The organism is Legionella fallonii LLAP-10, from assembly GCF_000953135.1.
GTDB classification, from domain to species: Bacteria; Pseudomonadota; Gammaproteobacteria; order Legionellales; family Legionellaceae; genus Legionella; species Legionella fallonii.
The window spans coordinates 1250291-1276864 of sequence record NZ_LN614827.1 but is presented as its reverse complement, the minus strand read 5'-3'; the positions used below and the strand labels follow the sequence as shown (position 1 = coordinate 1276864).

Sequence of the window (26574 nt, the reverse complement as noted above, 5' to 3'; positions counted from 1 at the left end):
ATGGGCGTCAAGTTAAGGAAGAAATGAGGTAAATCGCCCTTCGTCGGTGTAATCGTTTCGTTTTATAGAAGAATTATGTTACGAACAGAACTATTTGTCGGACTTGAACCTCCGAACCACAGAAAGTAGAGGTATTAAATAATGTTAACTAAACGAATTATTCCCTGTCTTGATGTGCGCGATAATCAAGTGGTTAAAGGTGTAAAATTCCGTAATCATAGAATCATCGGAGATATCCTACCCTTGGCGGCCCATTACTCTGCGTCTGGAGCTGACGAGTTAGTTTTTTATGATATTACAGCAAGTAGTGATAATCGCTCTGTATGTCCCGATTGGGTCAATCAAGTTGCTGCTACTATTAATATTCCATTCACTGTTGCTGGCGGAATCCGCACCTTTGAACAAGCTAAATCGATACTAAATGCAGGCGCAGATAAAATTTCCATTAACAGTCCGGCACTGGAGAATCCTTCATTAATTAATGAACTAAGTGATTGTTTTGGAAGTCAATGTGTAGTCATAGGAATCGACAGCCAATGGGTCAATGATGATTATTATGTCTATCAGTATACAGGAAGTGAAAGTACAAGTATGAATTCCAAACGCAAAACGCGTGATTGGCTGCAAGAAGTGCAAGATAGAGGTGCGGGGGAAATAGTACTTAATTGCATGCAATCAGATGGCGTACGCTCAGGTTACGACATTAAACAATTACAAGAAATGCGTTCCCTATGCCAGGTTCCCTTAATTGCATCAGGTGGAGCTGGAAAAATTGATGATTTTATTAATGTTTTTCTTCAATCTAGCGTCAATGGAGCTTTGGCAGCGAGTGTTTTTCATGACAAAATACTCACTATAAAAGAAATTAAATTAGCCCTTAAAGAACAAAAAATAGAGGTACGATTATGAGTGATTTAGAAATTAATACCCTTGACTGGCACAAAATGAATGGATTGCTTCCCGCCATAATCCAAAATGCAGAAAATGGCAAAGTACTCATGTTAGGCTATATGAATCAAGAGTCATTAATTGCCACCTTAACTTCTGGTCAATTAACTATGTATAGCCGCAGTAGAAAAAGACTATGGCGAAAAGGCGAGTCTTCTGGTAATAGCATGGCCGTACTGCATATCAGTACGGATTGTGATAATGATAGCCTTTTAATTCAAGTGATACCCAAGGGGCCAGCCTGCCATTTAGGATATAATAGCTGTTATCAGCCTCCTTTTAATAGCACACTTGGTTTTCTTGATGGATTAATTGAACTAATCAATGAGCGCGCTGAAACTAATAGTGAAAACAGTTACACAGCAAAACTATTAGAATCAGGCATTCACCGATGCGCACAAAAAGTGGGTGAAGAAGCCATAGAAACAGTCATTGCGGCAACAAATCAAAATAAAGAAGAGTTAGTTAATGAAAGTGCTGATTTGGTATTCCATTTATTAGTGTTGTTAAAAGCCTGTGAATTGAGTTTTTATGATGTATTACAGTGCTTACAAGAACGAGATAGATCAGTTCATACCTAAAAAGCCTGGGCATCCAGAGGATGCTTGCGATGAAGGATCTCCTGAATGTGGCACAATGCCACTATGCGCTTGGCAGGAGATCCTTCGCCGCGTTCTGGATGACAGCCCCCGATGGCGCAAAAAAATAAGATAGGTTGGATCATTTTGTAGAGGCGGCCACCTTTTCTTCCTCTAACTCTAGCAGATGCCACTCCCGCAAGAGAGCGATCTTCTCGCTTTCCTGATGCAAGGTCTTTATAAATTAGTTCCTCGTGAACTCCGGCTGCCAATAAAGAATCGTACTGTAACCATCCATTTTTGATACCCGCATGTATCCCACCAGCATTTTTTCTCCATTCATCGAGTCACACAAACGACCATTAAAATTGCTCATAATTTTATCTTAGAAGATAATTTATTTATATGAGATGTCAAAGATCAGTACTTATCATAACCTACTAGCTTATCGATACGGCAAGGTGCTGTGGACTTACGTGAAGACATTTCCAGCTGTATCCACTCATCGACCATACCATCATTATGTCTTACCGCAAGCTTACCCCCTCAATTTGCTTGTAACCACCTTGCAGCCGCGTCTGCGGTGTCTTCCGGTTTCGTATTGAAGGCAATCGCCGCAGTAGGTGCAGCCTTATGTACCAGGTTAATCACCTTTTCAAACATCACTAAGCCTTTAGGTGGTAGTCGCATGCCAGCACCAATCACCACACAATCATAGTTTGTCGATGTAAGTTGCTTCTCCAATGTTGAGCAGCCCCTTTCGTCAGGTGTGATCATACATTCATCCGCTTGCCATCCATGTTCTTCCAATTTGCTAATCCCAATTGTAATCCCAATATGGATTTTCTCTGCATTAAAGCCAGGAGGTAAAGCGGGGTCAGAGAAATCCACTGTTTCCGGTTTCTGGCCGACAAATAATACACGTTTCATGTGATTCTCTCCTTGAGTGGTATGCTTTAACTTTCTGTACCTAAATAATGCACCATAATTGTATCAAGTTAATATCTTTTGTCGGAGTTGATTATTATGATGTCCTCAGATTTCACTGTTAATATCCTCTTCTCTTTTAATATTAAAATAATTTATACGTTATTGGTACAACAACTACCCCAGATTATTACTCAGTATGTGGATTGTATTGGACCGGTAGCGATTTAAAGCTGCATTTTCATGATTATTATATGAGCAGTTCTCTTGAGTTTCCAAAAGATGTTGAAGATCAGCAAATGAAGGAATTTGCCCAAATTCTTACTCAAAAAGGTCTCAAATGCAAAATTGAGAAGCCCTATGATGATGGTCACATATCCTCAGGATATAAATTAACCATAGAAATGAAAAAAGTAGCATTAGAGGAGTGGTTAATGACTCGACAAAATAATAGCTCAGAATTACGTTTTTGATTTCAATTTTTTTGAAGCAATCATTTATGGCTCAGATGATATTCACCACTTTGATAGTCTCTCTTAATGGTGCTTGGACGCTTGCCATAGAATGTTGATTGAGACTGGGAAACTCTACTATCGCATAACTCTCCCAACGATTTTTCATAGGACTGGATTTGTTCCTGGATTGCCTGCTCCGCTTCATATAAATAACCATTAATCGACGTATCTATTTTTGCTACTAGAAGCAAATCATCTTTTTTTTCATAGGCTGAATATAAAATAAGGGGTTCCACAGAGTTGTCTAATAAGAGATTTAACATTTCAGAAACATTATTATTAGGCTGCCACTCATCCTTTCTGTAACAATTAATAGCATTCTTATTTGCATCCCATTCATAAAGGTTGGTTACATTGATAATAGAGATAGTACTATTATCGTCTATTAATCTTTGCTTTAACTGTCTAACTTGCTCTAAATCAAACATGTTGATACTTAAAGGAACGATTTCCAACTGTTCCGCGGCATTTCTACATTGTAAAAAACGTTGCTCTGAAGACAGAAAGAATTCTTTTCCTAAATCGTTAGATCGCCCAAGTAATTTTTTAAAGCCTAATGCCCCCCAGTCGCCACGTCTCTCATCCGCTGTCAGCATGTGATAGGTATACACTCCAAAATTTTTCTTGTATTCACTCTTAAATTGCTCTCTATCTTCACTATTACAAAGAAGTTCAATCATACATTGGTTATGCTCAATTACTGGATAATTCATATCAATAAGTATGATAGCATCACATAAACCGTTCAGCTCAGGCAGCATGGATGTAACCGAGCCTTCGCCTATGATTACAGCAATCCGTTTTTTATTAGTCGACTGCGATTTTTGAAGACGTAAACATTCGATAATTTTATCGACTTTCTTCTCATTGGAAAGAATATACATAACTTAATAGATTATCCGCGTTAAATGTGATTAATTGTGCATTATATATTAAAATTAAGCAGATCATAATAAAGTCTAGGGCAATATATGCAGATTGACTTTTCAACCAATCAAATGAAAATGTAGTAAGGCTCCCCTTTATATAGTTTGTTTATTTCTCTTATTTGTCTTAATCTGTATAGTTGAAAGCCATTTTAAATGAGGTGACATTATTCTTGCACCAGGGGGTTTTAAAGTTATGTGAGGTATAATCTCTTATTATAATAAAGGAATTTATGACTCGGATGAAATCACAATCAATAGTCAAGTGCACTTATAAGCTCTGTTCAATCTTGCTATTTATCCTTCCAACTGCGTTATATGCAGATCCTAAAATCAACAACTTGATAAAAAAACCAATGGTGGAGCCTGTACTCAAGTCGTACATAGAACCTTATGATAGCATGATTTGCAAAATACCTTCGATTCCTGATTTGAAGTCGCATAAAACCATTGCTGATGATTCAGTATCCATAATTCCCCAGATAAAGAATGTCATTCCTAACAAACGGCCCACTGACATTTTTGCTATGTTAAAAAACCACCCCAGCCATTTCAACGCCCCTATCACCCAAAGCAATATACGCAGTGCAGTTTTATGGAATCAGCAGGTACTCAATAAGCCAAACTCTAGACAATGGATGGATCAAATTCATCTGTTTAAATATCACTACCAAAAACAATTTGAACGTGATAACAGACAAAGATTCAATAATTACGAGCAGTACTGGAAAAATGGTCATTACCATAATCAGTACGGCCTTTGGCACAAATGGGGATTTTATGGCGGCTTCTGGTATCCAACGCGACCTTTTTTTGCCATAGAAAATTATTTCACTTATCCAACAGTACAATGGTTGTTCGTGGACGACTCTGTTGCTCCAGGGTATTTCAAAAGCTATTATTCCGAGAAAATGCTTCCTCCAGATTGTTTAAAAGCGTTTACTTATAAGAATATCTACTTTCCCAGCGATACATTACGTGACTTGCTTGTTGAAGCAAGTGCATTTCCTCAAAATGTACGTTGTAATTTCCGCTTAGCACTTATTAATATAACCGCTCAATTAAAGAAAACTATCGATGAACAGTTTTTCATCCTCTTCACTTTTAAGCATAATGACATTGTTATCAATCATTACCAAAATTTGCAAAACAAAGCGATTGTCGTGGCTGGATTCATTAATCAAGGTAAAATTAAAGTGGCATTTGAAGCATTAATGGATCTAAAAAATCCCAATCAGAGTATTATTTTTATACCTGAGTCCTCAAAACCTACAGACAAACAATTACAACAACTATACCAATTAACCAACCGTATTAGAGTACTTGGCGGAAATCCTTTTACAGCATCTCAAGAACCTTCATTGAACAATTATAATCCTGTGAATCTTGAATAGACCTCTTCCATCACTAGCAGATTTTGCATGAGAGCAAGGCATAACTGTTTCGAGGGGCGGAGTTTACAAGCGAGTAAATAAGCACCTGAGAAACACTTATAATGCAGCAATTAAATTATATTCTTCGAAGACTTTTTGTATAAAATTCAGAATGGTACTAGCATCTATGCGTAATTGACCTAGTTAAAAGAAACCCCAACCACCAAAGACTTTGAACCCTAGGGTTTAGGTGGTGAGCAAACGTTACAGTTCAGGCTTCTCACAGTTAACGTGATATAGCTCAACGCTGCAACAGAACACTCTCCTTTAAATGCTTATCGGTTCAAACATCTTATGTTGCTTGGGTTATTATAAGTATAGCACTTGAAACACATAGTAGTTACTTTTAGTAACTATTTCTTACTGTTATCTGACATAGAGAAAACTCTCATTTAAACGATTTAATTTAAATAGCGTTTTTTACCTACTTCCCTTCTCCGAATTTTTAGTTCCAAAACCAACCGACTGATATTTTTCCATATTGGCCAACTACCGCACCCGCCCACAACGATGCATAAAGGCTACAACAGCTGCGACAAGATGAGCTTCTTGTCGCATTGGCTCTCATTCATTTTTGAATGGTAATGCTTTTAATAATCACAGGTGTTATCGGCTTATCTAGTGGGTCTGTAGCTACATTGCTAATCTTATCAGCTACTTCTTGTCCTGAAATTACTTGGCCAAAAACATTGTAATCGCCTTGTAAGTTAGGTGTGGGGGCTACGGTAATAAAAAACTGGCTACCGTTAGTGTTTGGTCCAGCGTTAGCCATCGCCAATACACCAGGTTTGCTAAAACTCGCATTAGTGTTCTCATTAGCAAATTGATATCCTGGACCTCCCGTCCCTGTTCCAAGAGGGTCCCCGCCTTGAATCATAAACCCACTTATCACACGATGAAAAATCAAGCCATTATAGAAAGGGCGCTTAACTATTTCACTAGTCTTTGGATCTTTAAATTCTTTTGTTCCAGTTGCTAAGCCCACAAAATTTGCAACGGTATTAGGCGCATCCTTTGTGAATAATTTACAGGTTATGATGCCTTCAGATGTGTTGATAATTGCAGTCTCTGCATGTGGGGTCGTGGTACCTAGTGTCAACAATAAACTGGCTAATAAAGGGATAATTTTCTTCATGTTAAATTCTCCGAGGTTACTCTAATGTTCCCGATGGTCCGAGGCAGTATAGCAGCAAGTCTAGGCTGGGTGAAATGAAGTGTACTTCTGAACTTGGTAGTTTTTGAATGAGCACTTTGAGACAAGCCCCTGGATCAGGCCTAATGTCCCCGCCCTTCACAAACCATCACCAGCAGGAACCATATCTGGATTTTGGTAATTTAAGATCTACAATATCGCCCATAAAAAACGCATATATATCAAAAATACTCAAGTAAAAAATGTCATAAAAGAGTCACTACTCGTGAGGACTCCATAGGTCACATGAATCATAATTAAGGGATTATAGATCTTCGATTGTCTCTGGTAATTTTACATCGCCTGATAAATTAATATTACCATCCTTTTTTTGGAAATATACTCAAGACTTTATGACTGCAACAGAGAGATAGAGAGTTATATAGGTACGATATTGTTTGAGTGAACTAATGATATATCTGAGGTTGTATTCTTGTTTTTGTGTGCACCCGTAGCAAATAGCCCCACTCCTGAAAGGACTGCTGCGACTCCAATACCAGCCACTACTAATCCTGCAATACCAAAAGTTGCAGCATTAAGCACAGTAAATGCAATAGCGACTGCGGCAATTCCTGCAGCTGCAATAAAACCACCTAAAACCATCATACTAATATTACTTATTGAAGAAGAGTTTTCTTCTTGCATTTGAGATGATTGAACCGCAGAACTTTTACGAAGTTCATCTTCAATATTAGATAGCTTTTGTCCTATAATTTTTCCGAACAAGTCGTTACGAGCTCCGGTATTTGCAACTTCTTTGATAATGGAGACTTGGTCTATAATATCCTCATTCCATGGGGACTGTTCATGTCCTATTGAAATCAAGGTAGGTAGCAAGTCATCTTTCTTGATTTTATTTATTTCTGCGAGAAGTTTCTTTATATGCTCCTCTTTATTAGGACAAGATACATCATACACAATGACAAATTGAGTGGTAGCATCCGGCTCCGGTAGGATTGATAGATTTGATAGATATCCAATAATGTCCTCTAAGCCCTCTTCCCTGAAGCCAGAAGTTGATTGCCAACTATAGGTACCGTCTTGGATACTTTTTTCCAAAGTTTCGTCCACATGATACAGTTTAAAATCTTTAGATTCTGCATCAATCATTATACCAATTACGTTAATACTTTTTTTAGTCATCAGTGCATCTTATTTACAGATCATATTCAGCTGGTGAATTATAGCACAATTAATTAAATATGTGAACATGTGCATTGCGCTTCGAGTTGCCTCATAAGTAATATTACCAAAAGAAAAAATAATAAGGGATTAAGCAAAATCTGATTTAACTTAAATAACTCTAATTTTATTAGCCTCACAAACAAAGAAAATCCAATATAAAGAAAAACGTCATCATGCTAAAGGATCTGAAAGAGGGGTGTGACAATCATTGGAATTAAAAGTTACTCTAAGCCTAAATACACAAAAACATTGTTTAAATGTACATCAATTTGAAATTTATTTTCCCTAAAGTATTTTAGACCAGGTACATTATTCAATTTTAAAAGCGTTTATTTTACAATAAGATATACAGCTAGGGTATCTTTTAATTCCAATGATTGGGCCAAAGACTGAGGCCCAACTTATGTTTGATAAACAATAATTAATAAATCAAAGACTGCTTCATCTTAACGATGCGCTTATATGCTTCATTAATTCTTTGCTCTGGAATTTCTCCTGAACGAACTTTTTTCTCAATGATATCAACTAGCTCTTTAGGATCTTGCAGTTTATCTACCAATTGATTGCCAAAGATCAACATATCTACACCCGCATTAATAGACAAAGTTAAGGCTGTTTCTAATCCATAATAATCAGCTATAGCTTTCATTTGCATATCATCTGTAATAACAACCCCGTCAAACTGCAAATCATGGCGCAGTAAACCATTAATGATGCTTGACGACAAAGTAGCAGGTACTCCTGTAATGTCTAATTTTCTATTAACAATATGAGCAACCATAACCATATGACAATGCTTGGGTTGAGAGAATAATTGCAAAAACGGAATAAGTTCTTGTTCGCTCCAAGTATCTGTCACATCGACAAAACCTAAATGAGAATCAGCAACAGAGCTGCCATGACCCGGAAAATGCTTATAAGCACATTCAATTTGATTCACTAAAAATTGATGTGAATAGAGTTGTGCATATTGTGTTACCACTTCGGGATCAGGTGAAAAACTACGCTCTAGATTGCCAATAATAGGATTTTCCGGATTGACATCAACATCTAAATTGGGGAAAAAATCTAAATTAAATCCTGTCGAGTGCAGAGTTTGAGCCATAAGCCTTGCAGAATCATTAGCATCATCTAGAGACGTTTTACCTATTATCTTAGGGGATTGAATTTCCGGGAAGCCATACCGCTGATGCAACCGGTTCACTTGCCCACCTTCATAATCGACGGAAATTAATAGAGGTAAATTAGGTCTATGACGTGATTCGTTAGCCTCTTGAGTAATACGTTGTAATTGTTGATTCAACAACTTTACCTGCAGAGGACTCTCAATATTTTTATCAAAAGTTTGCGATTGCATGTTAAAATCGAACAGAATAACTCCACCAATATTCTCTTGATTTATTGACACAGTAATTGGAGAGTTTTTATCAATACTTTTTCCATGAAAACCAATAATTAACATCTGACCAATTTTATCTCTTAAGCTAGGTTCTGCAGCATAAAAAGAGATAGAAAACATCCATAAGAAAAGTAAAAAAACGAGGCGCTTAATATTCAATGTATTTCTCTCTAGTTTGAGACAGGACTTACTTAACATGTCCTGTTTGTATGATACAATTTTTAAGCTGCTCATTATACTAACAAACACCATAATAATCAAATATTGAACATATTGACACTTATATATCCTTTCCCTTTTATAATGGTTGCCAGTTAACCAGATAGATCTCCTCCTTTTAAGATTGTACGATATTTATAGGGCTACGCCCCGCAAACAAGTCGCGCGACGTAGGAAAAAAGTAAAGCTTCTTAACTTAATCTCCGGGGCTCCCCTTAAATCAAATTGTTGATTGAGCAGAGACCGCCTTTTCGCATACCTTTTGTAATGCCGTTAAAAGTTGCTTTAATGCAGGAACATGCTGAACATCTAAGTGATATTCTTTAGCCATTTTGACTGGATCAGTGAAGCTTAACCAGACTTGGCCAGAACTATCCTGCGTAGCCATAATTCGTAAAGGCAGATCTAAAGCAAAAGCAGGGTTTTCCTGCATTAAAACAGTCCCTTTGGCTGGATTGCCAATGATAATAACCTCTGTATCCAAAAGCGTTTGTTTTGCCTTCTTGGCTTCAGCGGCATGATCAACATGAGCAAAACAGGTACCCCCCATGCCATGAACTATACTCTTAACGCGCTCAATAGTTTTTTGAACCGAATAGGGACTTTGAATGGTTTCAGACCAAGAAGCGCTTCCTTGCGGTATACCCAATTGGGGATCAAAAGCTGCAGCAATTTTGCGTGCTAAAACATCCAAATCCGGCAAGCTACCTTTATTGGCTAGTAAAGTAACACAGACCAATTCATTGGGTGCTGTAAAGCGACTTAAAAAGGCAGAATAACCTGGAATCATGCCTTTTATATGCATTAGTCCTTTATGCCCTGGAAATAACCACCCCACATTACCAGGAATGACCTTACCGTCTATCATAGGAGAATTATATAAAAAGCTTCGATTTTCAGGATCCTTAACTAAAATTCCTCCGGCCAAGCCTATATCCCATATGCTAATATCCTCTGCACTGGCAACAATACCGCTATTAGCATAAGAAGAACTCCAAGACATTGAAGAAACCTTTTCAAAACTGCTTCCCGTTTGTTCGTATCCCGTAGCGGGTTCTGTAGGATCAATAAGCTGAGAAAATTGTAGAAATTTACTGTGTTTAAAGGGGCTAGAACCATTTTCTATTTCATTAGAAATAGATTGTGTCGTATTTACAAAAAATGTATTTCGCAAACCAACTCGTTCAATCTGATTTTTCATCACATAGTCTTGATAACTCATGCCACTCGCTTTTTCTATAATCCATCCCAATAAATAAGGATTAGTTGCGCTAGTTTGCATTTGTGTACCAGGTTTAAATAATAACTCTTTGTCCTTGATTAAATTTAATAACTCATCCGCTTGATATTGAGCAGCATAATTAAAGGAAGCACTTTCCGAATAATCAGGGATACCAGAGCTATGGATCATTAGCTCTTTTACTGTAATAGCATGCCAACTCTCGGGTATGATGGGCAGATAATCTTTAATAAAATCATCTAATTGCAGTTTTCCTTCCTCTTGCAGTTGCATTATTGCTACCGCAGTATAAGCATTAGTTAGCTGACCTATATTAAAAACAGTACGAGTACTAACTAAGCGTTTTGTCTCCAAATCTGCAAAGCCATATCCTACAATGCGTGTAATATAAGGTGCTTGCACTATGCATAGCATCATGCCAGGTACATTATTCTCTTCCATATATTGAATCACCAAATCATCGACTGATTGACCTTGATACACTGTGTGGAAATCACCACGCCCTAAATGGGGTATAGAGTTCATAATGCCTCCAATTATTATCTCGTCTTTATATCTTGGAATAATGTTCAGAACATCAACTAGTTATTGAATCAGATTAGTGATTTGATTTAAGTGTAGTTGACCTATAAATAAAAATGCTTTTTATAGAAAATTTATTATTTATTAAAGATCTATCATATTAGATACAGGTTGGGTTGACAGATTAAGAAACCATCGCGGGTTGAGCGAGGAGTCCATAGCTATCAAGCTAAAGAGGAGATGAGGTAAATTTCCCCTTTCCCTCGATGGAGAGGGAATACAGAGGCAGAATAATATTCCGATGGCACGAAAAATTCCCTCGCCCGCGAAAGAGATTTTGATTAGCGTAAAATACTCAATCGCGGGAGAGGGCTAGGGAGAGGGCCTTAGTAAGGATATTTCGCTCTTAGCCTGACTGCTATGGACTAATAATCCGATCTGTATCTAAACTACCGCCAGTAAAATCGCCGTCAGATAATTTCCCTCTGGAAATGACGCTAGAGTAGGATGACAACTGGCTGGTCCGTAGACACCTAATATTCGAGCTTGTTTCCCAACAGCCACCGCCTGCGCACTTACCAAAGAACAAAAATCGGCTGATGAAAGTGCTGAAGAACAATTACACGTCATTAATAAAGAACCAGATTTCATCTGTTTAAACACTTCTCTGTGTAAGAAGCGGTAATAATTTTTGGCACGCTGTAAATGTTTTTGCGAGGGGACTAATTTGGGCGGATCTAAAATGACTACATCGTATTCCCCTGCTTTTACTAAATAATCTCGAGCATCAGCCTCGATAAATTCTATATTGACTAGATTATTTAACGCCGCATTATTTTTTCCTTGAGCGATAGCCTGTTCCGAACTATCAACGGCCGTAACTTGTAATGCTCCTGCTTTGGCAGCATGGAGAGCAAAACCGCCCGTATAAGTATAAAGATCCAAAACCTTTTTACCTTTAGAAAATTCAGCCATGCGTATGTGATTTTCTCTTTGATCAAGGAATAGACCTGTTTTTTGTGCCGAAGCAAATTCCACTTGATAAGTCACCCCTCCTTCCAAAACTTGAGTGGCACCGTGTGTCTCACGAATGTCTATTTCGCTCCAACCGTCTTGTGCTAAAGGTTTGTTTTGGGCCATCCATATTATTTGATCATTGGAAAATAGTTCGCGTAAGGCTTCAGTAATTAGTTTTTTGTTTAATTCCACCCAATAGGCGGAGCTAGAAACAACGCAAAATTGGTTAAATCTATCTATAGTTAATCCAGACAAACCATCAGCTTCACTATTAAATAATCTATATGCAGTAGTTTTTTCATTTGGCAGTAATAAGCAGTCCCTTACTTTTTTCGCCTGTAGTAATCGATGCCTTATCAATGACTTATAATCATTGTTCTCTATAAATTCATTTGCAAGTGCTAATACCCTAACTCGATACAGCGAATACTCATTATATGCTCCAACACCTATAAGCTCTCCTTCGTTAGAATGTATGTCAACTAAATGCCCTGTGACAGGTTTCCCACTATAGCGAGCAATGGCTTTAGGAAAAATCCAAGGATGGCCTCGTAAAACTGTATTTTGTTTTGCTGCAAGTAAAATAACTTTCGCTTTCATTTTCTATTTCCCAAAAACTAAAAGTCGGCTAATCTACACTATCAAACGATAGTGTAGCAATGGGGACGAGGATAAAGATGCAACAACTAACAAAAAAAATAGCCATTTTTCTTTTTATATTCGCTCTAAACTCCTTGGGATATGCAGGCCCCTGGTTTACCGGCCCCATACTAGCTCCAGCAGGCCATACCGTTGCGAAAGGCCATACCAACTTTGAAATTTATGGATTAGATGTATTTGGCTATGGTCAATATAACGGTTCTGGGAAAGTTGTTCGTTCCCCAGTATTTAAAACTTTCGTGACCAACCCTATATTAACTCATGGTTTTACCGATTGGTTAGATGTTCAGATTGCCCTACCCTATAACTTCAACGCTACCCGAGGAGTTAACTATAATAGGATATCAGACATCGCTACAGCAATAGGCGTTCAATTAATGGAGCAAAAAGGCTCTCCTTATAAAGCAGATGTACGTATTTTATTTCAAGAGGTTTTTCCTACGGGTAAATTTGATAGCCTTAATCCTTTGCTCCTTGGTACAGACTCCACAGGATTAGGTAGTTATCAGTCGCAAATTGGTTTAAACCTGCAATATCTAAGAGAAATATTTGTCGGTCATTACTTACGGACTCGTCTTATTGTTTCTCATCTTTATACAAGCCCAGTAACTATCAATGGACTCAGCAGTTACGGTGGTGCAGTAAATACCCAAGGTAAAATTGATGGAGTTCATGAAAATGATGCAGATTTAGCCTTTGAATATACCTTAACTCAAAGTTGGGTTGCGGTAATGGAAGGAACGCTGTCCAGTGGGGGCGTAACCCGATTCAGAGGATTCGCAGGCACTACGGCTAGCGGCCTACCTGCCAGCGTTGGCAGCGGTTCATTCAATGAAACAGCTTTAGCACCTGCCTTAGAATATAACTTCAATGCCAATGTAGGTCTTATTGGTGGTGTTTGGTTTCCAGTCGCTGGAAAAAATACCGGTTATTTCAGAACTTATGTGCTTGCATTAAACGCCTATTGGTAATTGATAACGAGTTAAAATACGATGGAAAAAAATAAATCATCCTATGGCCTGACCCTTGGTGCATTAGGAATAGTATTCGGTGATATTGGTACTAGCCCGTTATATGCTTTAAAAGTAACCCTGGATAATCTTTCAATCAATCAAGCCAATGTTTTAGGAGTTTTATCACTAATTTTTTGGTCCTTACTCATTATTATTTCGTTTAAGTACCTAATGGTTATTTTCAAGGCCGATAATGAGGGGGAAGGCGGAATTCTTGCTCTCCTCGCCTTAATGAAGCATAAAAGTACAGCTTATGAGCCCTTATTTTATATAGTCGCTATATTTGGAGCAGGACTTTTATTAGGCGATGGTATGCTGACCCCCGCCATTTCAGTAATCAGTGCCGTAGAAGGGATTAGCACTCTCTCAACTTCATTTACCCCTTATGTTCTGCCCACGGCATGCATCATCTTTATATTGTTATTTTTGCTTCAATCTAAAGGTACAGCAAGCATAGGTTATCTTTTCGGCCCATTAATCCTGATCTGGTTTTGTACCATAGCAGTTCTTGGTTTAATGCAAATAGCTAACGATCCTATAGTGCTTAAAGCGATAAACCCTTATTATGCCTTTGCCTTTCTTAAGGATGCTGGTTTTCGTGGTTATTTCTTATTAGGTGGTATTTTCCTTGTTGTAACCGGGGGAGAAGCTCTTTTTGCTGATATAGGACACTTTGGCAAAACGCCAATAAGAACCAGTTGGTTTACCTTAGTTCTTCCTTGTCTAATAATGAACTATTTTGGTCAGGGAGCAAATTTATTAAAGCATCCTGAGGCCATTGATAATCCATTTTATATGATTGCTCCTAGTTGGTTTTATTTACCTTTAATTGTTTTAGCAACTATAGCCACTGTTATTGCGTCACAAGCGGTAATTTCCGCTACATTCTCTTTAACAAAACAAGCAGTGTTACTTAGCTTATGCCCGAGAATACCAATCATTCAAACATCCAGACTCTACTCAGGACAAATTTATGTTCCTCAAATTAATGTAATTCTATTTATAGGAACCCTATTCCTGTCCCTATTTTTCAAAACATCCGATAACTTGGCCCATGCTTACGGGATAGCCGTTAATGTTTACATGTTGCTTGTAGATGCGATGGTTGCCTATGCGGCAATATCTATTTGGCTTTGGTCAAAATTTAAAACTGCAATGATATTTGGTTTATTCCTTATTATAGATTGCGCCTTTCTAGGAGCTAACTCCCATAAGTTTTTAACTGGGGGATGGGTGCCTGTTACTTTTGCCTTATTTATAGCGTTCATTATGTATACATGGAAATATGGGCTGGAGTATTTAAGGAAAAACTTCTACCTAAATAAAGATGACATCTACAAGATATTGAAACAACTACAATATAAAAGTTTAAATCAGCTTCCAGGGGTTACAGCCATTTTCATCACCGATGTGTATGACAAAAGTGGTGGTAGCTTTCTTCATTTTCTCAAACTGAGCCGCTCTGTCCCTGAAAATGTGCTTATTGTTGATTATATAGTAGATAATATTCCTCACGTTCACTACAGCCAGCGTTACGAAATATCATGCTTAGATGAACGCGTCTGCAAATTAACTATCCACTATGGATTTATGGAAACTATTTCTATACCAAGAGCGATAGAAAGAGCCAGCAATAAAAAACTCTTGCCTTTTAAATTAAATATCAATCAAGCAACCTATATGGTTGAAATACCCAATGTGATGGCATCAAAATCAAAAAAATCTTTGGGATTCTACTGGCAAGAAAAAATATTCGCCTTTTTAATGCGTAATTACTCCGCTAACCTGAACATTGAATTTTATCAGTTACCTTATAATAGAACTATAGCTATAGGTACCTATTGTATTTTGTAGCCCAGATAGACGAAGTCGTAATCCGGGATTGAGACTATTCCCGGATTACGCTGCGCTAATGTGGACTACGTTGAAATATGATCGCAATGACAACAAAAAACACTTTGCTCAGCACAAAATTTAAAAAGTTTTCCCTCCCAAACCATAGTAAATATCCGGGGTATAAGTTTCTTTCTGTTCTTTTACTCTATTTATTTCCTGCAAGGCTTGTTCTTTAAGAGGACCATAATTAAGTCCCACCCACCTACTTTGCATTGCTTCTCCCATGCTCAAAATATGGGCTCTAGAGAAACTTGAATTTTCTATAATATCACCGACAAGCATAAATTTTTTATCTTCAGAGCATTTAGGTTTATCGGCAATATCACAAGAGACATTGATATTTAATCCAGAGTTTTCTCTCGTACATTTAATAGCACAAATGATAGATTGGGGAGGAACTTTAAACGCTATGGCTTCGTAGGCATATAATGGCCAACCAGCATAAGCCCCAAGATTATCCACTTTGTGGTCAAAAAAACCACAAACGTTTCTGGCCTGTACCGTCTGAAAACTATGTAAATCAATAACAGTATCGAGAGCATCGGTTGGCGTGTTAGCCGTTTTCGATAATCTTACCGCCCCGTTTCCCTGCCCCAAATATTCAACTTGAGTAGGCTCTGGCAGCGCAATGGCATAAATATAAGAATCCTCTGTATTTAATGGAAATATGGGGGCACTTTCCAATTTGGTAGTCATACAAATACAAACTACTGGATCAGCATCAATTGCTTGATTATCAAGTCCATAATCATTGATGTATCCTCTGCTTTTAATCGCTTCTTTCCACCACAGTTCTTGAAACTGATTTAATTTAGGAGTAAAACCTTCCTTAAAGATCTGCTCTGGTGGTCGAGTATCTGAACGATAGTAAATTTTTCCAGCTACCATTTTATTTCTCCTTGGCTTCCTTACCTCATTCAACTGTACAAAAAATACATTAAGGAAATATTAAGTCTATTAGAGAAATTTTTTAAATTCCTTACACAGCCAAAATCATTTCATGATAACATTTCTAAATTTACCCAAAGGATAAAACATGTGGTTTAATAACGCGCTTATATATCAATATCAATTGGACGAGTCCTGTGATTTAAATGCTTCTTTAGCTGAAGAAATACTGAAGCCTTGTCCTCCTCATGCTCGTTTTATATACGGCTGGCTTCCTGCTTACGCTGGTGAAATGATCCATGAAGTTGCTGGTGGTTCACTCATTTGCATGGGGAAAGAAGAACGTATACTTCCTCGTGGCGTCATTAATAAAATGCTCGCAGAGAGAATTCAAATGATTGAAACTCAGCATGGGCGTATGGTAAAACGGGCAGAAAAAAACCAAATCGCAGAAGATCTGGAGTTTGAACTATTGCCAAAATCCTTTTGCGTCCAAAAAAGATTGCCAGCCCTTTTGGATACTGTAAGTAAACGCTTAATCATTAATACCTCTAGTAATACTCAAGCGGCTCAACTCACGGCTCTTTTAAGAAAATCAGTATCGGGTATTAATATTGAACCATTAACCCATACGGAAAATCTTGCAATTCGGTTTGCGGAATGGATACATTCACCAGAAACACTCCCAGCTGATTTCCAATTAGCGTCTGAATGCCTGCTTTTCTCCCTTGATGATGAGAAAAAACGAGTTTTATGTAAGGGCTATGAGTTACCTGCAGAAGAAATTTTAACGCTTTTATCCCAAGGAATGGCCACTGCTGAAATTTCAATTATCTGGAAAGAGCGTATCCAATTTACCTTAACTCACGATTTCATTTTTAAAAAATTAAAAAGCCTAGATTTTTTAATTGATGAATTTAATGAGGTAAAAGAGCTTGATGAAGAGTATCTACGAGCAGATGCTGCATTAACCTTATTATCAGGTGAATTACGAGAACTCACTAATGATTTATTAGCAACCTTGTCAACAAGCAATAAAAACACTGACTCACCCCTGGAAGAAACAACTCAAGAAGAGTGCTTAATCTAATAGTAATCCGGGAATTTGATGGCAAGAAACCTGGGTTTCGCTATGCGGCAACCCAGGCTACGAGAAACGGAACGTTTACGGCGTATTTATTACGCCGCAGGAGCTGCCTGGTGAATACTTTCTTCTATTTCATCAATCTTTAAAGAACTGTCCGTAGAAAAGAAAGTAAATTTCCCATTAACTACGTAATCAATTCCAGCAGCTATGGCATACCCCACTCCCCCAGTAACCACTATAGCCAGGATATTGAGTAGTATTTTCGTCCATCCGCGATGCTGATCTAATATTTCCCTGGCCGTTTTTATTTCCGTTTTACAGGTGGACTGAAAATGCTCATAAGATCCCTGAGTCTGTGGATTAGAAAAATAGAGGGTGCCTGCCTTATTTAATGCAGCATATAAATGTGCGGCAGCTGCATAGGCATCAATAAACTCCGGTTTTCCTAAAAAATAAGTCATTTTTTGTTGAAGTAGTTCGACTCGTTCATTAAATTTCAGCTCCAATGTGCTGTGGATTCTTTTATGAGAATCAATTACGTCTTGCTGATTATATTCAGACGATAAAGAAGTTAGGATACCTAGATGATGATAAACTTCTTTAACTTGTTCTTGAGACAAACGAAAACCAATCTTAAGCAAATCATCTAAAGTAGAAACATGAGCAAAAATTTCTTGTTTAAACTGATTATAAAACCGCGTTATTTCCCCAGGAGATAGCCAAAGAAATAAATCCTCAATATCATTTGCTGATTGAATCAAAGCAGGAACATTTTTTTCTAATCCATTAACAATGACCGTGCGAAGCCCGGGTTCCTTAATGACGCTTAATAAATTGCAGTAATCACGCACCGTAGAGGCTACAAGCGCCCCTATTTGCTCTAAATGCTCATAGAGTTCTTTTGCTTCGCTCTGCGACAAACGAAAACCAACAGCACTAAAATCCTTTAAAGTAGAAACATGAGCAAAAATCTCTTGTTTAAACTGATTATAAAACCGTGTTCTTTCTCCGGAGGATAACCAAAGAAATAAAGCCTCAATATCATTTGCTGATTGAATCAAAGTAGGAACGTTTTTTTCTAGTCCATTAACAATGACCGTGCGAAGCTCAGGTTCCTTAATGACACTTAATAAATTGCAATAATCACGCACCGTAGAGGCTACAAGTGCCCCTATTCGCTCTAAATGCTCATAGAGCTCTTTTGCTTCGCTCTGCGACAAACGAAAACCAACAGCACTAAAATCCCTTAAAGTAGAAACATGAGCAAAAATCTCTTGTTTAAACTGATTATAAAACTGAGTTCTTTCTCCAGGAGATAACCAAAGAAATAAATCCTCAATATCCTTTGCTGATTTGATTAAAGTAGGAAAATTAACAGTTAATTCAGTTAAAGTTTCTTCACGAAAGCTAGCTTCGTTAAGGCGTAACAACTTTATATGATTTTCTAATGATTTTGGCATTTTTTTCCAACGGTTATAAAATATTGATTCTATATTTTCAATTAAATACAAGTCAAAATTTTACCACAAAAGACTTATTTTAATCAATTAAAGGATTGGTAGAGCGCAAAATAAATGCTAATCGGCTAGCAATAAATACACTGACACATCAGTGAAAAAGACAATACAAACTGATTATAAAACGGGATTATTTGCGCATGAGATAATCCAAAAAACGAATCATTTAAACCCTTGCTGACGTGATTAGAGTAGAAAAATTAGCCGCTAATTCAATGAAAATTTTTTACGGAAGGAAGGTAGGTTGGGCGCATGGCTCAACCTACTTACTCAATTTTATTAACTCATTGAGTCAATTTTGGCATTTTAGAAGTATGGTAGGTAGACTGATACACCGTCATTGCATCAGACGCAGCACTCTTAAGACCTAAAGCCATATTAGCGTGATACATAATAGTTAATGCTTTTTGCGCACTAGGAGCCTGAGGATAATTCTTAACTAAATAGCCTGCTCTCTCAATAGCGGCAACGTACATTTTGCGTTTATAGTAAAACGCGGATACATTCAGCTCATGCTGGGCAAACATATTGCGCAAATAAATCATACGTTGCAATGCATTAGCCTTATATTTGCTGTCTGGGAATTTTTGAACTAATACAGAAAAATCGTTATAGGCTTGAGTTTGCGTTCCAGGATCACGCCATGATTCGTCCATAGGCAACATCTTTGCAAAAACACCACGTGTTTGTTGGAAGTTTGCCAACCCTTTCATGTAATACGCGTAATCAACATTTTTAGCTCTTGGGTAAAGATGAATAAAACGCTCTGCACTTGCTGCAGCTGATGGATAGTCTTCGCCTTTATAGTAAGCATAAATTAATTCCATTTGTGAATTTTCAGTGTAGTCACTGAAGGGATACATGGTTTCAATAGCTTCTAAACGCTTTGCGGCGGTAGCATACTCTTCTTTTCTTAACGATTTTTGTGCCTCAGTATAGAGCTGTTTTGCTGTCATTCCTTTAAATGGATTATTATCCTCTTTATCTTTATTCCAGAGGGAACAAGCAGACAAAGCAATAATAGAGCTAACTAGGAATAACATCTGAATTCGTTTCATAAACCCACACCTATTAATATATCTGTTGCATTCCGCAACAGGAACGCGAAAATAGCGGTCATTATACCTATGACTCTATAATTTGCGAACATTCTTGAGCTTATTCTTAAAATAATTATGGTTGGTGCTCACAAGAAAGAGCCTTCGCCTCGCTTGTTCAAACTCAAAGTAGTTCAAATAACTACGCAAAAAGCATTCACTGCTAACATCAGCGTTGTGAAAGGGTAATTTTTTGCTATACTCAAAATATAGCCTAACATCCAGATCTGCAGAATAAAAAATGAGTATTATCCGCCACTTATTAATCTTTTTCCTTGTTACAATTACTACAGTCCATGCAGAGGAAGTGCCTTTAAATGTTGGTATAACACACTTTCTTCCCCCTTATGTGATGCAAGGCGCACATAACGAAAGTTACGGCTTTGATATAGAAATGATGGACAGCCTATGCAAAATCATGAAACGTCATTGCGTATTTCATACCATGCAATTTGACCAATTAATACCCGCAGTAACCGATAGAAAAATAGATGTCGCTGTAAGTTTCCTTACTATTACTCAAGAACGGATTCAATTAGTTAATTTCAGTATTCCCTATTTGTTGAGTCATTCTCGCTTTTTGTCAAAACACCCGCCTACAGAAGGATTAGAACCTTTTAATGTGAATTTGTTAAATGGTAAAAAAATTGGAGTAGTCTCAGGCACGATTTTTTATGATCACATTAAGGCCATGAATATAGAGAGTCCTAAAATTAAGCTGTATCCCACAAATACCAGTCTCATCGAGGCATTAAACTCTGATGAAGTAGAGTTTGTCTTAGTAAACCAGCAAGCAGCCCTTTATTGGGAAGCAAATTCATCAGGAGCATTGCATCCCATAGGCTCCCCTTATATCTATGGGTATGGCGTAGGAATTGCGGTCAATAAAAACAATCCTGTTTTATTATCAGAAATAAATAAAGCATTACTTGAGTATCAAAATAGTGATGATTTTAAACATAATTACGATAAATTTATTCGACAGTTTTAAAATTAGTTCACTTTAATACCAATTGTCTTTAAATTAAATTGAATACACCAAAAAGTTAAAAAACTATTTGCAAAAAAACAGGCATTAAGTTAGTATTCTGCCTGTCGGAGAGGTGGCAGAGCGGTCGAATGCGGCGGTCTTGAAAACCGTTGAAGGGCAACCTTCCCAGGGTTCGAATCCCTGCCTCTCCGCCAAGTAACTCATTCAAATCATCTTCAATTAAATAGTTTAACTTCCTGATAACACTTACCTTACATATCAATGCCAGGATCGTCGACTTAATTGTTCTATAAATTATTCAAGAATCCTATGTATTTTTGTAGTCCTTTTATTCTTATGAGTTCACTGCTCGGACTTGTACGGCAGAGCTGTTACCCTGCCTGATTGATATAGAGGAGGAGAGTTGATAGAAGTATATAAGCCTAAGTTATAAGCATTGGTTGTTTGCAGGAGGGGTACCCGTTTTATCAAAAACCATTTCAGTCAAAGCCTTACTGAATTGTTCTCGTATGCCTCTTTTAGTCTCAGATGTTAAAAAAGTGATCGTATTATAAATACTCTGATAACCCTCATGCTCATCACTAAAGGACTGATTACAAAATCCATTGACTTCCCTCAATTGCCTTACAATGAATGATATGGTGGGATCATGAGGCAAAGGTAAGCTTTTACGAAAGCCGTCCTCTAACTCCTCTTCACTTGCATAAGTGGCCTTAAGAAGTAAAGCATCAAAGGTTTCTAACCGCTTTTGTCTTTCTCCTAAATCAAGCGTTTGTTTAGTGATTGCAGCCCTGATGCTATCAATAAATTGCTTTTTTCCTTCAATGTATCTGTCAATAATACCTTGATATCCTCGTTCACCTTTCATAAAACTCATTTTTAATTTCTCCTACTTTATTCAACTTCTAAAAGGAATATCGATTAAATCTTTAGCCCTACTCGGCTTCAATTGAACATAATTTTCAGCCATCTAAAATTTTAAGACCAATTACGGCATAGGATTGACGCTCACTTCATCAGCGGGTAGAACCTCAGCCATTTTGTCGTCAAGATATTGCGAAACAACCTCATCAATATCACTACTATGTAATAAACATTCTTCTAGCGTAGCAGTAAGCGATCCGTTTTTTCCATATAATATCATCATCTTTAATAATTGCTTGTCAGAACTATTTTCTTCAAATTTATTTTTCACTTGGGCTGGATCAAGAATGTCCATAACAATACTACCATTATCGCTTCTAATAACCATGCAAGGTTTATTATCCTCTCCATTTACTACAATTTTAAATCCACGTCCCATAACAGCAAATAATGAATCAATCTGATATACAGGATCTCTCATTTTATTCATAAATAAACTATCGGTACCTCTTGCTTCACTATTTAAACGCCCCTTGTTGAAGAAAGAAGCAATATTCACTAAGGAGCCTTTTTCATGGCTAATCGTTAAGGTTTTTTCCCCATTCGTGGTGTCTACGGTGGCAATAAGTGGCGGATTTTCCCCTTTAGGAATATTGGTATTATAAAGTTTAATTGTTACGTTGCTCGGACAATATGCTATCAAATTGATGCTGGCTGTTTTATGGGAATCCAGTAGGCTTTTTGTATTGACATGCCGCCCTTTATCTGCAGAACCAGCATCCTCTTGCATGGCTCGATTGTAGCACCGTTTAACTACTTCAGCTACATCATCAAGACAGGCACAAACTAAGATGGAATTTTTATTTTTTTCAACTAATTCTTTGTGAGAGGATTTATAAGTCACGCCATCCACAATGACATTAGGCCTTTCCACTGTTCTATTTTTCATACGTTCTTCAACAATTTCACTGACTAAATAAGCGCTATCTTGGGTACGAATAAATACTTGCTCCGTTTCTTTTTGTTCAAAATCCTTGGTATAGGGCTTACATATTCCGCGATAGTCATCAGTTGCAAGAGAAACGTATTTAGCTTTGTCCTTTTCAGAAACATATTGACGTGATATAGTGCTTTTTCCACTCGCAGCTGGACCTAAAAAAACCAAATCAGCATTATCTTCCAATTTGAAAACAGGCTTTTTGGAAAGATTAGTCCTCGCAACTAAATTATCCATCTGACTATCAAGAAACTCTGACATGAGCTGATTAGACATTTTTTTGATAACCTTGTTTTTTTCTACCTCCAGACAAGCTGCAAATTTATATTGATAGTCTACACTGCCCTCATCAATGGTTGAGTACAGTTTCTTCATTTTTTCTTGTGCCTTTTTAGCACACTCTTCATAAGCCTCTGTGTTATCTAATGGGTTTAACTTACTTCGAATTTCACGCCATTTGGTTGTCAGTTGCTCAAAAGATAAGGTAGCTTGAATGCCCAAATCACTGCATACCATTTGAGCACGTTCATTAACCTGCTCAACGTCAATCTCATAGTCAGTTATCAATCGTGCAGCGACATGTAACAAGAATGCGGTCTCTAATGTTGGCACAAGTACATCAGTTAACCAGCCCTCCTGAGCAACTTCAGCGTTGTTTAAATTTATTTGGACATCGCCTTCCATGAAACCAGGTTGTAATATCCGGTTAAATTCTTCTTGTAATTGTCTTTCTTTATGACTCCACTGTGTAAACTCTTTCAAAGTTAAGACATGTCTCATATTGTAATGAGCAACTGCCGCCTCTCTTTCTTTTTGCAAGTCAATTCCACCACTAGGAAATGGAGCGTCTGAGAACTGCAAATTGATCAGTGGCTCTGTAACAAGTCTAGTTTCAGCTCGTAGGGACTGCATCGCCAGTTTTTTATTGCCATTATCAGTAACACGCTCTATTCTAATCGAGCCTAGCTGAGTCTCAGGTGCTTTAGGCTTAACATCTGACTTAGTTTGATGGGTGCGAAGAATATCAATAAGTGGTTTGCGCTCATGCAAATGGCTAGTCGGGATGCTTTTCTGTCCGCTTGGGCTCGGTAACTGGATATTTTTTTTATGTTTCATATCTGGATCATGCTGCTGATTATAAAAATCAACACAAGCACTAATTACCTCGCGAGAGAAATCACTAACTCCTTCTATTTCCCCACTTAAATTCCCTGGGATTACATCAAGGATAACGTTGTCTTTATCATAAAGAACTGTCATTACATAATCGCTAGGTGAGACATTAGTGTAAGCCATTTCACTTAGTTTGTTTTTACCGAATGGATCAAGAAATGCCTGCGTATGAAATGCCTCCTTACCACGCAAAATATACATAATTTTAACGTTCTTTTGCCCACCAAAATCGAGCGCAATATCAAATTTGTCAGTTACTGAGCGAGTTCCATCAACCCCAGTAGCAGCAATAAGCGTTGCAGCAGCTCCTGAGCGAACTTCGTGCTTACGAAGATTATTTTCCTGGCCAACCAATAAATGGCTATCCGCAGAATATTCACCTTGGCGCGTGAATTTCTTAGCAAATTGCTTGGTATCTAGTAATGAATCGGTAAAGCTCCCTCCTCTAAACCCCAGGGGAGCTTGTTGTGTATTTAAACCATCATTTTCATAGCCACGGATAGTATGATAATGGTGAATATTGTCCTTAAGATGTGTCGTTATTATAGATTTCAATTGACCTCTTAAAGCAACTTCAGGACTTATCACTTGGCTGTTTTCATCGGTCAAGAAGCCTTTCTCTTCTTTCTTTTTGCTATCTCTTACTTCGACATAAGTTCTGTCAGTAACAAATGCATTAACCAGATCGAGCAAATTCACTCTTAAAGTCATGGAGGAAGCTTGTTTGTGCGGAATAAACCGAATCATTTTTTCACTGGTAGAATTAAATACGAGCTGTTTAACAAATTTTTCGAAATTACCCGCACTGGTCGGATAAACTACACCAGGCTGTTGAATAGGAGTAATATCAAAGAAATGTTTAAGTTTTTTTAAACTAACTTTTAGGCTATCTATTTTCTTATCAAGATCAGCATCACGAGAATTGGGATCATTATCTAAAGATGAAACTATTTGGATTATTTCCTTCATTAAAGTTGCGGCAACATCAATTTCTTGTTGAAAGTTTTCATCGATCTCAGGATACTCTTTGAGTTGACTGACATATTGATCCATTTCACTAAAAGCGCGTTGACAAGCTCCTTCAACTAACAGATCTTTAAATTTATCCAAATTTCCCTGTTCTTTAAGCCACTGATAAAGAGTAAATTTATACCCTTCATCTCTCACCATATCCATAGCAGGAAGATAAGACAAAAACAAATCATGGTTAATATTTCCTGAAAGATAACTCAGTCCCTTACTCCTAAGTGCTTCGGTTGAGTTAAGAGCAAGGTCTCCCGTGTGCCCTCTCTTTGCTGTTATTGCTAAAATAGAGGGCAAATGTTCTTGGATTTGTTCCTGAGCATTAGTTTCATCGATTTGAAAATCTAACTGGTTGAGAGGAATGCTATCCTTAATGGTATCTCCTGAAGGAGAAACAACCGTATAAATTAACTTACTGCCATTCTCTAACTGCACATATAAAGTATTCTTTTGTGGCGATCCAATAGGCTCTTTATAGACAGCAGTAAAACTTACCGCTTTCAAAAACGTATTCAAGGATGCCCGATCGATATTTTGAGGCGCGGTTACCTGTTCAAGAGTCGGACGATTTTTATTGTATTCATAGGCAACTCTATCTGTAAAAGATCGAAGAAATTTATTAAATAAAGAATTATCGGCCAAATAATTTATAAATTGATTATAATCATCGGTTTTTTTGATTTTGGTAAAATTTGGATAGTTCTTACTTAATTTTTTCTCTTGTAATAATAATTCAATAAACACTTTATCAAATTGATCAACAGTATTAATTCCAGACTCTTTTAACAAATCAATGGTTAATTTTTCCGACTTATTATTACTTATCTTTAATGCTAATTTTTTTGTGAATAGCGCGTAATCAGGATTATTGTTCAGGGTGTCAATCACTGATTGCAGGATGCATTTATTATACTCATCTTCGCCAATTTGATTGATAATTTCCTGCCTTATATTAACGCCTTTGTTATCAGAATCTTGTAAAATAACCAGTGCGACTTCTGGAGCAATATTATCCCATTGATAAGTTATTCCCCCTCTTACTTCTTGGTAAGAGTTGCTAGTTGCTGAAAGCTCCACTGCCTGCCTAGTTGTCCTATGATATTCATATCGAGGTAAATCATTACCGGTTATCGTACCAAAATTCACCCTGCCTTTAGTATACAATTTAGCCATACTCTTCTCACAAATCGCAATAATTGAGCTTATTATTTATTAAAGCACAAGGACATTAAGAAATTGTTAAGTAGAACTTAAGGCTTTATTAAGA

21 protein-coding genes and 1 tRNA gene are annotated in these 26574 nt (G+C 37.3%); 9 read left to right on the top strand and 13 right to left on the bottom strand.

What is annotated here, in order from left to right:
• Nucleotides 1-141 precede the first annotated feature (141 nt).
• Together hisF and hisIE are read left to right on the top strand one after the other, a co-directional pair.
• Complete coding sequence (hisF, locus tag LFA_RS05110) at nucleotides 142-909, top strand: imidazole glycerol phosphate synthase subunit HisF (protein WP_045095219.1); 768 nt, start codon at nucleotides 142-144, stop codon at nucleotides 907-909.
• Complete coding sequence (hisIE, locus tag LFA_RS05105) at nucleotides 906-1529, top strand: bifunctional phosphoribosyl-AMP cyclohydrolase/phosphoribosyl-ATP diphosphatase HisIE (protein ID WP_045095218.1); 624 nt, start codon at nucleotides 906-908, stop codon at nucleotides 1527-1529. The genes hisF and hisIE overlap by 4 nt, the downstream gene beginning before the upstream one ends.
• On the opposite strand, the gene LFA_RS20135 is transcribed toward hisIE, so the two are convergent.
• Both LFA_RS20135 and LFA_RS05095 read right to left on the bottom strand, forming a co-directional pair.
• On the bottom strand, nucleotides 1526-1798 hold the full coding sequence (locus tag LFA_RS20135) for a hypothetical protein (protein WP_045095217.1): 273 nt from the start codon (nucleotides 1796-1798) through the stop codon (nucleotides 1526-1528). The genes hisIE and LFA_RS20135 overlap by 4 nt on opposite strands.
• Nucleotides 1799-2072: 274 nt before the next feature.
• Nucleotides 2073-2456 (bottom strand): hypothetical protein, encoded by a 384-nt coding sequence (locus LFA_RS05095; RefSeq protein ID WP_045095216.1) that lies wholly within the window; start codon nucleotides 2454-2456, stop codon nucleotides 2073-2075.
• Nucleotides 2457-2707: 251 nt separating this feature from the next.
• Between LFA_RS05095 and LFA_RS05090 the strand changes: the two genes are divergently transcribed.
• The gene (locus LFA_RS05090) at nucleotides 2708-2926 is read left to right on the top strand and encodes a hypothetical protein (RefSeq protein WP_045095215.1); all 219 of its coding nucleotides are present in this window, start codon (nucleotides 2708-2710) and stop codon (nucleotides 2924-2926) included.
• A gap of 20 nt (nucleotides 2927-2946) precedes the next feature.
• Here LFA_RS05090 and LFA_RS05085 read toward each other — a convergent pair whose 3' ends face one another.
• Nucleotides 2947-3852, bottom strand: a complete 906-nt coding sequence (locus LFA_RS05085; RefSeq protein WP_045095214.1) for a hypothetical protein — start codon at nucleotides 3850-3852, stop codon at nucleotides 2947-2949.
• A gap of 284 nt (nucleotides 3853-4136) precedes the next feature.
• Between LFA_RS05085 and LFA_RS05080 the strand changes: the two genes are divergently transcribed.
• Complete coding sequence (locus LFA_RS05080) at nucleotides 4137-5288, top strand: hypothetical protein (RefSeq protein WP_045095213.1); 1152 nt, start codon at nucleotides 4137-4139, stop codon at nucleotides 5286-5288.
• A gap of 607 nt (nucleotides 5289-5895) precedes the next feature.
• On the opposite strand, the gene LFA_RS05075 is transcribed toward LFA_RS05080, so the two are convergent.
• The 5 genes from LFA_RS05075 to LFA_RS05055 form a co-directional block, all read right to left on the bottom strand.
• A complete protein-coding gene (locus LFA_RS05075) occupies nucleotides 5896-6462 on the bottom strand; it encodes a peptidylprolyl isomerase (protein WP_045095212.1) in 567 nt (188 codons plus the stop codon).
• A gap of 435 nt (nucleotides 6463-6897) precedes the next feature.
• Nucleotides 6898-7662 (bottom strand): hypothetical protein, encoded by a 765-nt coding sequence (locus tag LFA_RS05070; protein WP_045095211.1) that lies wholly within the window; start codon nucleotides 7660-7662, stop codon nucleotides 6898-6900.
• A 463-nt stretch (nucleotides 7663-8125) separates the two neighbouring features.
• Nucleotides 8126-9223 (bottom strand): glycoside hydrolase family 3 protein, encoded by a 1098-nt coding sequence (locus LFA_RS05065; protein ID WP_045097433.1) that lies wholly within the window; start codon nucleotides 9221-9223, stop codon nucleotides 8126-8128.
• Between the two features lie 319 nt (nucleotides 9224-9542).
• A complete protein-coding gene (locus LFA_RS05060) occupies nucleotides 9543-11087 on the bottom strand; it encodes a serine hydrolase (protein ID WP_045095210.1) in 1545 nt (514 codons plus the stop codon).
• A 441-nt stretch (nucleotides 11088-11528) separates the two neighbouring features.
• On the bottom strand, nucleotides 11529-12701 hold the full coding sequence (locus LFA_RS05055) for a class I SAM-dependent rRNA methyltransferase (protein WP_045095209.1): 1173 nt from the start codon (nucleotides 12699-12701) through the stop codon (nucleotides 11529-11531).
• Nucleotides 12702-12778: 77 nt separating this feature from the next.
• Here LFA_RS05055 and LFA_RS05050 point away from each other — a divergent pair, with 77 nt between their 5' ends.
• Nucleotides 12779-13732 carry a hypothetical protein gene (locus tag LFA_RS05050; RefSeq protein WP_045095208.1) on the top strand — a complete coding sequence of 318 codons (954 nt, stop codon included), beginning with the start codon at nucleotides 12779-12781 and terminating at the stop codon, nucleotides 13730-13732.
• A 21-nt stretch (nucleotides 13733-13753) separates the two neighbouring features.
• Nucleotides 13754-15628 (top strand): potassium transporter Kup, encoded by a 1875-nt coding sequence (locus LFA_RS05045; protein ID WP_045095207.1) that lies wholly within the window; start codon nucleotides 13754-13756, stop codon nucleotides 15626-15628.
• 120 nt (nucleotides 15629-15748) lie between these two features.
• Here LFA_RS05045 and LFA_RS05040 read toward each other — a convergent pair whose 3' ends face one another.
• Nucleotides 15749-16558: a hypothetical protein gene (locus LFA_RS05040; RefSeq protein ID WP_045095206.1), complete on the bottom strand. Its 810-nt coding sequence runs from the start codon at nucleotides 16556-16558 to the stop codon at nucleotides 15749-15751.
• A 148-nt stretch (nucleotides 16559-16706) separates the two neighbouring features.
• On the opposite strand from LFA_RS05040, the gene LFA_RS05035 reads away from it, so the two are divergent.
• The gene (locus LFA_RS05035) at nucleotides 16707-17648 is read left to right on the top strand and encodes a recombination-associated protein RdgC (RefSeq protein ID WP_045095205.1); all 942 of its coding nucleotides are present in this window, start codon (nucleotides 16707-16709) and stop codon (nucleotides 17646-17648) included.
• 89 nt (nucleotides 17649-17737) lie between these two features.
• Here the strand turns inward: LFA_RS05035 and LFA_RS18765 are convergent, their stop codons facing one another.
• Together LFA_RS18765 and LFA_RS05025 are read right to left on the bottom strand one after the other, a co-directional pair.
• Nucleotides 17738-19105: a hypothetical protein gene (locus LFA_RS18765; RefSeq protein ID WP_052673858.1), complete on the bottom strand. Its 1368-nt coding sequence runs from the start codon at nucleotides 19103-19105 to the stop codon at nucleotides 17738-17740.
• A 341-nt stretch (nucleotides 19106-19446) separates the two neighbouring features.
• Entirely contained in the window at nucleotides 19447-20220 is a 774-nt protein-coding gene (locus LFA_RS05025; protein WP_045095204.1) for an outer membrane protein assembly factor BamD, read from the bottom strand.
• 280 nt (nucleotides 20221-20500) lie between these two features.
• Here LFA_RS05025 and LFA_RS05020 point away from each other — a divergent pair, with 280 nt between their 5' ends.
• A complete protein-coding gene (locus LFA_RS05020; RefSeq protein ID WP_045095203.1) occupies nucleotides 20501-21250 on the top strand; it encodes a transporter substrate-binding domain-containing protein in 750 nt (249 codons plus the stop codon).
• A gap of 106 nt (nucleotides 21251-21356) precedes the next feature.
• A tRNA-Ser gene (locus tag LFA_RS05015) sits at nucleotides 21357-21444 on the top strand.
• A gap of 233 nt (nucleotides 21445-21677) precedes the next feature.
• Here LFA_RS05015 and LFA_RS05010 read toward each other — a convergent pair.
• Together LFA_RS05010 and LFA_RS05005 are read right to left on the bottom strand one after the other, a co-directional pair.
• Nucleotides 21678-22127, bottom strand: a complete 450-nt coding sequence (locus LFA_RS05010; protein WP_052673857.1) for a hypothetical protein — start codon at nucleotides 22125-22127, stop codon at nucleotides 21678-21680.
• 111 nt (nucleotides 22128-22238) lie between these two features.
• Nucleotides 22239-26480, bottom strand: coding sequence for a zeta toxin family protein (locus LFA_RS05005; protein WP_045095202.1), 4242 nt, complete (start codon nucleotides 26478-26480; stop codon nucleotides 22239-22241).
• Between the last annotated feature and the right edge of the window lie 94 nt (nucleotides 26481-26574).